This window comes from Bacillus sp. FJAT-27986, from assembly GCF_001685035.1.
In the GTDB taxonomy this organism is placed as follows: domain Bacteria; phylum Bacillota; class Bacilli; order Bacillales; family Pradoshiaceae; genus Pradoshia.
On sequence record NZ_MAYV01000002.1, the window covers coordinates 76,227 to 83,081 of the forward strand.

6 protein-coding genes and 9 tRNA genes are annotated in these 6,855 nt (G+C 39.2%); 1 reads left to right on the forward strand and 14 read right to left on the reverse strand.

The features are described 5' to 3' along the window. Positions 1-32: 32 nt before the first annotated feature. From glmM to sigW, 5 genes are all read right to left on the reverse strand, one after another. Positions 33-1,379, reverse strand: coding sequence for a phosphoglucosamine mutase (glmM, locus tag A8L44_RS05080; RefSeq protein ID WP_066102649.1), 1,347 nt, complete (start codon positions 1,377-1,379; stop codon positions 33-35). A gap of 81 nt (positions 1,380-1,460) precedes the next feature. Then, the gene (locus tag A8L44_RS05085; RefSeq protein ID WP_066102655.1) at positions 1,461-2,711 is read right to left on the reverse strand and encodes a CdaR family protein; all 1,251 of its coding nucleotides are present in this window, start codon (positions 2,709-2,711) and stop codon (positions 1,461-1,463) included. Continuing rightward, positions 2,704-3,528 carry a diadenylate cyclase CdaA gene (gene cdaA / locus A8L44_RS05090; protein WP_066102658.1) on the reverse strand — a complete coding sequence of 275 codons (825 nt, stop codon included), beginning with the start codon at positions 3,526-3,528 and terminating at the stop codon, positions 2,704-2,706. The genes A8L44_RS05085 and cdaA overlap by 8 nt, the downstream gene beginning before the upstream one ends. A 181-nt stretch (positions 3,529-3,709) precedes the next feature. Next, positions 3,710-4,309, reverse strand: a complete 600-nt coding sequence (locus A8L44_RS05095) for an anti-sigma factor family protein (RefSeq protein ID WP_066102661.1) — start codon at positions 4,307-4,309, stop codon at positions 3,710-3,712. A 15-nt stretch (positions 4,310-4,324) separates the two neighbouring features. Beyond that, positions 4,325-4,888: an RNA polymerase sigma factor SigW gene (gene sigW, locus A8L44_RS05100; RefSeq protein ID WP_066102665.1), complete on the reverse strand. Its 564-nt coding sequence runs from the start codon at positions 4,886-4,888 to the stop codon at positions 4,325-4,327. A gap of 163 nt (positions 4,889-5,051) precedes the next feature. Here sigW and A8L44_RS18435 point away from each other — a divergent pair, with 163 nt between their 5' ends. Next, positions 5,052-5,216: an aspartyl-phosphate phosphatase Spo0E family protein gene (locus A8L44_RS18435; RefSeq protein WP_077247995.1), complete on the forward strand. Its 165-nt coding sequence runs from the start codon at positions 5,052-5,054 to the stop codon at positions 5,214-5,216. Between the two features lie 715 nt (positions 5,217-5,931). Here the strand turns inward: A8L44_RS18435 and A8L44_RS05105 are convergent. The 9 genes from A8L44_RS05105 to A8L44_RS05145 form a co-directional block, all read right to left on the reverse strand. Next, a tRNA-Gly gene (locus A8L44_RS05105) sits at positions 5,932-6,006 on the reverse strand. Between the two features lie 4 nt (positions 6,007-6,010). Then, positions 6,011-6,083: transfer RNA gene (locus A8L44_RS05110), tRNA-Lys, on the reverse strand. Positions 6,084-6,087: 4 nt separating this feature from the next. Then, a tRNA-Gln gene (locus A8L44_RS05115) sits at positions 6,088-6,162 on the reverse strand. Positions 6,163-6,215: 53 nt separating this feature from the next. Beyond that, positions 6,216-6,299, reverse strand: a tRNA-Tyr gene (locus tag A8L44_RS05120). An 11-nt stretch (positions 6,300-6,310) separates the two neighbouring features. Continuing rightward, positions 6,311-6,383: transfer RNA gene (locus A8L44_RS05125), tRNA-Thr, on the reverse strand. A 97-nt stretch (positions 6,384-6,480) separates the two neighbouring features. Beyond that, positions 6,481-6,556 (reverse strand) — tRNA-Val (locus tag A8L44_RS05130). A gap of 8 nt (positions 6,557-6,564) precedes the next feature. Then, positions 6,565-6,639: transfer RNA gene (locus tag A8L44_RS05135), tRNA-Glu, on the reverse strand. A gap of 35 nt (positions 6,640-6,674) precedes the next feature. Continuing rightward, positions 6,675-6,747: transfer RNA gene (locus A8L44_RS05140), tRNA-Thr, on the reverse strand. 21 nt (positions 6,748-6,768) lie between these two features. After that, a tRNA-Asn gene (locus A8L44_RS05145) sits at positions 6,769-6,843 on the reverse strand. Positions 6,844-6,855: the final 12 nt, after the last annotated feature.

A 6,855-nucleotide genomic window follows, 5' to 3' on the forward strand; every position in this document is an offset into this window, starting at 1 on the left:
TCCCCTTATGCATTAATTGTTATTGATTATTATTATAAGCCCATCTCTGCCCTTACAACATCGGCAATTCTCTCAACGTATTGATCGCATTGTTCCTGTGTAGGTGCCTCAGCCATTACACGAACGAGTGGTTCAGTTCCGGACGGTCTAACAAGAATTCTCCCGTTTCCGCTCATTTCCTCTTCCACTTGATCAATAATTGCCTTCACTTTATCATTATCCGTTACATGATGCTTATCTGTTACACGGATATTAACAAGTTTTTGTGGATAAACTTTCATTTCGCCTGCAAGTTCTGAAAGTGGCTTACCTGTCAGCTTCATAATATTAATGAGCTGTACACCTGTCAGCAATCCGTCTCCTGTTGTATTGTAATCAAGGAAAATAATATGCCCTGATTGCTCTCCGCCAAGATTATATCCACCTTTTTTCATTTCTTCTACAACATACCGATCTCCAACAGCTGTCTGCGCACTTAAGATTTGGTTTACATCTAATTCTTTATAAAATCCCATATTACTCATAACTGTTGAAACAACTGTATTATGCTTAAGGCGGTTATGTTCTTTCATGTATTTTGCACAAATGAACATAATTTGATCTCCATCAACGATTTTACCTTTCTCATCGACAGCTATTAATCGATCTCCATCTCCATCAAAAGCCAGACCAACATCCGCTCCCTTTTCGAGAACAAATTCAGCCAGCTTATCTGGATGCGTGGATCCGACTCCTTCATTAATATTAAGACCATTTGGTGAAGCACCCATAGTCGAAACATCAGCATCTAAATCAGCAAACAAGTGTGTTGCTAAAGAAGAAGTAGCTCCGTGTGCACAATCGAGGGCTACATGGATATTTGTGAAATCCTCGTCCGCCGTTTGTTTTAAGTATTGAATATATTTTTGCCCACCTTCGAGGTAATCATTGATTCTACCAATGTTTTCTCCGATTGGTCTTGGGAGTTGATCTTCTTCCATATCTAATAATGCTTCAATCTCTTCTTCCTGATCATCTGAAAGCTTAAACCCATCAGATCCGAAGAATTTAATACCATTATCCGCTACAGGGTTATGGGAGGCAGAAATCATTACACCTGCTTCTGCGCCTAATGCTTTTGTTAAATAAGCAACTCCAGGTGTTGAAACGATTCCCAAGCGCATGACCTCCGCTCCAATTGAGAGCAGACCTGCTACAAGGGCACTTTCCAGCATGAAGCCGGATATTCTTGTATCACGGCCAATGATTACTTTTGGACGGTTTTCATTATGTTTTGTTAACACATATCCTCCAAATCGGCCTAGCTTAAAAGCAAGCTCCGGTGTCAGTTCGCTATTTGCTACACCCCTCACACCATCTGTACCGAAATATTTACCCATTAAAAATCTCTCCTTCTACTAATACACTTCATATTTTATTGCCTATATATACCTAACTGTCTTATGAAAGAGTGTAGGTTGTTATCCATCTGAACTTTTTTCTGAGATTTCCACTGTAATTGTCTTACTATTGTTAGGCAGTTCCCAATGTACCTCATCTGGTGCATTCACCTTTAAGGGTACTGTATGGTTTCCTACATTTAACTCTTTTACCTCGATAAATATATCAAAATCACTGGATTTCAGGGATTTAATCTTAGATGCCTCGCCTTCAATGGCCAGGTCCACCATCCCTTTTGAAGGATTAAGAATTTCCGCCTCATATTTCTCATTGTCTAGTCCCTTTATTTCAATAGGTATATTCGAGATTGTTTGAGTATTTTCCTTCTTTATCTTAATTGTCACTTTAACCGTATCTATAGAAGATCCAACCACTCCATCAGGCAAGCTGACTGGAATTTCAATTACAGTATCCTCATCAATATTGCTGACATCAACAGGTACCGTTATCTCCTTTATATCTTTAAGAATGGATTCTCCTCCATAGATGGTAGCTGTCTCCGAATCAATTTTAATACTTTCAATTTTAACTCCTTCAGGCGGTGCTCCTGTAGCTTTAGCAGATAGGCTGACCTCTTTTGAAGGACTGTTTACATTTATCGAGATATCAACTGTACTAGGTTCAATATTCACATCTAACAAGTTCATATTGCTATCAAATGCCTGTACTGTTGCTTCAGTTAGAATATCATTCGTTACATGTGAGTCCGTTTTAACAGTTGCTTTTACAACAGAAACCTTATCGACATGGCTCTTGGCACCCGTTATTTCCACTTCTGTTGGACTTAGATATGGCGGGTCTGATGAATATCCTTCTGCTAATAGTGTTTTATCAAATTCAGCCTCGACTTTGAAGTTCTCTGTTACCTTCTCCTCTACCACTGCTGTTGCATTGGCCTGTGTCAGTGTATAGTTAATTTTATCCGATAAATTCTTTACCTTGATTGGTACCTTTTGAGAACCAATTTTAGGATCGGATAAGTCTACATAAATCTCAAAGTCCATTGTAGATTTAGCAGTTATAACTATACTCTTAGGTCCCTCAATCGTAATATCCAGAGTTTCGGGTATCCCGCTGACAATTAAATTATCGGTATCATAATAAACCTCAACAGGCACGTTTTTAATCGTGGCTGTTTCTGTACTTGAAGGTGTATTATAAGGATTACTGGAATTATTGATTGGGTTACTATTGACAGAGAAAAACAGGAATAGTGCAATCAGAAAAGCCCCAATTTTCATAAACCAACTGCTAGAAATAAGTTTATCCATCTTTTCTCGACCTCCAATTCCAAAGATTCGAAGAGGTCGTTTTATTATTTATGGACAATTCATTTTCAAGCATATTTTGCAGTTCATCTAACGAAAGATTCCGATAAAGCTCTCCGTTTTTCGTTAAAGAAATATTCCCTGTCTCTTCCGAAACAACGATTGTCAAGCTGTCGGTAACTTCACTTATTCCCAGCGCCGCCCTGTGCCTTGTTCCCAGTTCCTTTGAAACAAATGGGCTTTCAGATAAAGGAAGATAACATGCTGCTGCAGCAACTGTGCCATTTTGCAGAATTACCGCTCCATCGTGCAGTGGTGTATTCGGTATAAAAATATTAATTAATAACTCAGATGACACTCTGGAATCGAGACGTATACCTGTCTCAATATAATCATTAAGACCCGTCTCTCTTTCAATTGAAAGAAGGGCACCAATCCGGCGCTTGGCCATATAGGTTGTCGATTTAATAATAGCTTCAATTGTTTGCTCCTGCACATTCTCTTCCTGAAAATTTGTCCTGGAAAATAAACGGCCTCTCCCCAACTGTTCGAGCGCTCGTCGTAATTCAGGCTGAAAGATAATAATGATGGCTAAAACTCCCCAAGTCATTACATTTTCCATTAAATAGCTCATTGTATTTAAGCCAAGGATTTCACTCGCAAAGCGTCCAATCACAATTAAAAGGATTCCACGTAATAGCTGTACGGCTTTTGTCCCTTTAATAATTTGCAATAATTTATAAAAAACAAACCAAACGAGAAAGATGTCGGTTATGTTTATAATATAATCTAATAAAGAAAAGTTGTTTAGAAACGGCATGTCATTTCCTCCAGTCATGTCCTTTCCCATGAACGGTGTATATACCGCTATGTTGTATAACCCCACTATTATAACATACTGTTCCACAAACTCTAAGAATTCAGTCCCAAATTCATTGATAGAAAAAGAAAAAGGCCATCCGCGGTGGATTGCCTTAAATAGGTCTATTTCTATCTATAGATTAAAAAACTCTTGATGCTATATCCTTAGTATGAAACCAAATCCATTCAAACAGTTGATCAATCTCTTCTATATTTCCAGTCACTTCACCAGCTCCTGCTAAATAGTTATCTCCATTAATAACCGTTACGTTCCCATTGACTTTGCCCTCAACTTTTATATCTCCATTTTTGACAACAAGGTCCCCTTTGACCGTCTTTCCTTCCGGAACAATCACAGTTTGTCCTTCGACGACCAAGTTAGGGTCTTTAGAGAATGAGAACTGTTCATCCTCTCCCCAATAGGAAAATAAGCTACTGCCCATCAATAGAATAAAGAGCGAAGCGGCAATTAACACTGGATTGCGCTGCAGCCATTTTTCAAACCTTCGCATTTTCGATTGTTTAGGTAGATTTCTCATTACATTTGCGGTAAATCCGCTAGGTGCTGTAATATGGTTACTTTGAAGAAAGGCAACTGTTTTACTCAACTCGTGAAAGGTTTTCTTACACTCATCACATTCTGCTATATGCGAAAGAAGCACATTGGAATGTTCTTCATTAATGTCATCGTCGAGATAATCATGCATATAATCTGCGATGTTTTCTGGGCATTGTTTCATTTTAATCCACCTCATTTATATAGATCGCATCGATTTTCTCAGTGCATCTCTTCCCCTATGAATTCGTGTTTTCACGGTTCCTACCGGTAAATTAAGGATTTCACTAATTTCTTTCAGAGATAGCTCATCCACATATTTTAATACAATAACTGAGCGGTATTTTTCAGGCAGATTCTGAATTTCCTTTTGCATTTTTTCTTTAAGCTCTAAACTCTCCAGTTCATCCTCAGGTAACTTTGTATCCGATGGAATCTGTGAATACATATCAAGCCCCTCTGTACCTGCTACTTCTGCATCGAGATAATAATCCGGCTTCTTTTTACGTATACGGTCTATACATAAATTTGTAGCAATCCGGTATAACCAGGTGGAGAACTTTCGGTTCATCTGGAAAGTGTGTATATTCATATATGCCCGTAAAAAAGCTTCCTGTGCCACATCCTCTGCTTCATGGCGGTCACCCAGCATGCGATAGCACAATTGAAATACTCTGTCTTTATAAAACTGAACGATGTCTTCATATGCCTGTTGTTTACCACCCAGCACTTCCTGTATTCTTTCTTTAATAAGTCCTTCCAAATTGTCCATCCTCCGCATTGGCGGCCTTCAGCATTTATACGCACTGGCCTTGAGAAAAGTTTCAATAAAAAATAATTTTTGTTTTTTACATTGACACACTGTTTAATCTTTATAAATATGGGTAATAAAGGTAACAAAACCTCTTGCAGATAGGAGTGAAGACTTGGAACTACATATACTTATGAAGGATATTGAACAATGCCGCCAAAGAATGATACTACTTGCCTCTTCAACTTCAATGCTTGACTCTGATGTCATCAAAGCAAGTACTGAACTGGACTCATTAATCAATCTCTATCAAACTCACACAAGATATGTAAAGCAGTAATCCTAAAAAGGTTGCTGCTTTTCTTTGTGGAATGATGATCTCTGGTATCCACTGACGGCTAACAAAATCCCAATTGGTATTAGTTTCACTCATTATATTTAGACCCAGAATGAATAGGCCCTATTCATTGCCTCATCCATTCCGGATAAGGGTCAACTTTTACTGTACTAAGTATACAGCCAGGAGACAGTCATATAAATTTTCTCCTGTGCCCTTCACTATTTATCATTCAATGTCGTTTTTCTTTACGTTTGACCCCATGCCTTATTCTTGAATTAACCTACCTCTCAAACAAACCGTAGATTCTTTATAAAACATCTATATATAATCGACAGGATTTGTTGATATATATCATAACCAGATTAACTTCTTCAAACGTACTGGCATTACTTAAAGAGCACCTTTTCCCCTATCGATCAGGCAATGTCATTCACCGAACCTTTATGCTAATACTCTTTAATCTATAGATCGCTTATATAATGGTTTTAAAAGTACACACTTAACTTCTATCATACCTTATTAGCTTAGTTCAGTCTCGCAAATCGTTTCTCAAGAGTAAAGAGCCTCTTTAGTACCAATAAAACGGTAGCTGAATAGTTTAATTCTTGCTTTTGATGCGTGCCAATTCTTCTTATCGCAGGGCTTAATGGTTTTTATAATAAAAAAAACCTTAAAATGCAATGCATTTAAGGTTTAAAATAGTCGTATAAAATTTTGGAGCGGAAGACGGGATTCGAACCCGCGACCCCCACCTTGGCAAGGTGATGTTCTACCACTGAACTACTTCCGCAAAATGAGCCATGAAGGACTCGAACCTTCGACCCTCTGATTAAAAGTCAGATGCTCTACCGACTGAGCTAATGGCTCTAAATGGCTGGGCTAGCAGGATTCGAACCTACGAATGACGGAGTCAAAGTCCGTTGCCTTACCGCTTGGCTATAGCCCAAAAAGAAAAAAAGGGACAATATCTTGTCCATTACTCAAAGCTTATTAAAATAATGGTGGAGGGGGGCAGATTCGAACTGCCGAACCCGAAGGAGCGGATTTACAGTCCGCCGCGTTTAGCCACTTCGCTACCCCTCCGATATTAAGAGTGCCGGCAAGAGGACTTGAACCCCCAACCTACTGATTACAAGTCAGTTGCTCTACCAATTGAGCTACACCGGCATATTAGTTTTTAAACCTTCTTTTGAACACTTAGTTAGTATAACCTATATGAATTATAATTTCACCAAGTATTTTTTGGTAATATTTTTGGCTTAAATGGTGGAGGATGACGGGATCGAACCGCCGACCCTCTGCTTGTAAGGCAGATGCTCTCCCAGCTGAGCTAATCCTCCATATTAATTGGTGACCCCTACGGGATTCGAACCCGTGTTACCGCCGTGAAAGGGCGGTGTCTTAACCGCTTGACCAAGGGGCCATTCATAAGATGTTAAAGTCATAACTACTTTCGAGAGCTTCCAAGCGGGCTCGAACCGCTGACCTCTTCCTTACCATGGAAGTGCTCTACCTGCTGAGCTATGGAAGCACAATAAACAGGACAAAAAAATGGCTCCGCAGGTAGGATTCGAACCTACGACCGCTCGGTTAACAGCCGAGTGCTCTACCACTGAGCTACTGCGGAACAATATGAATT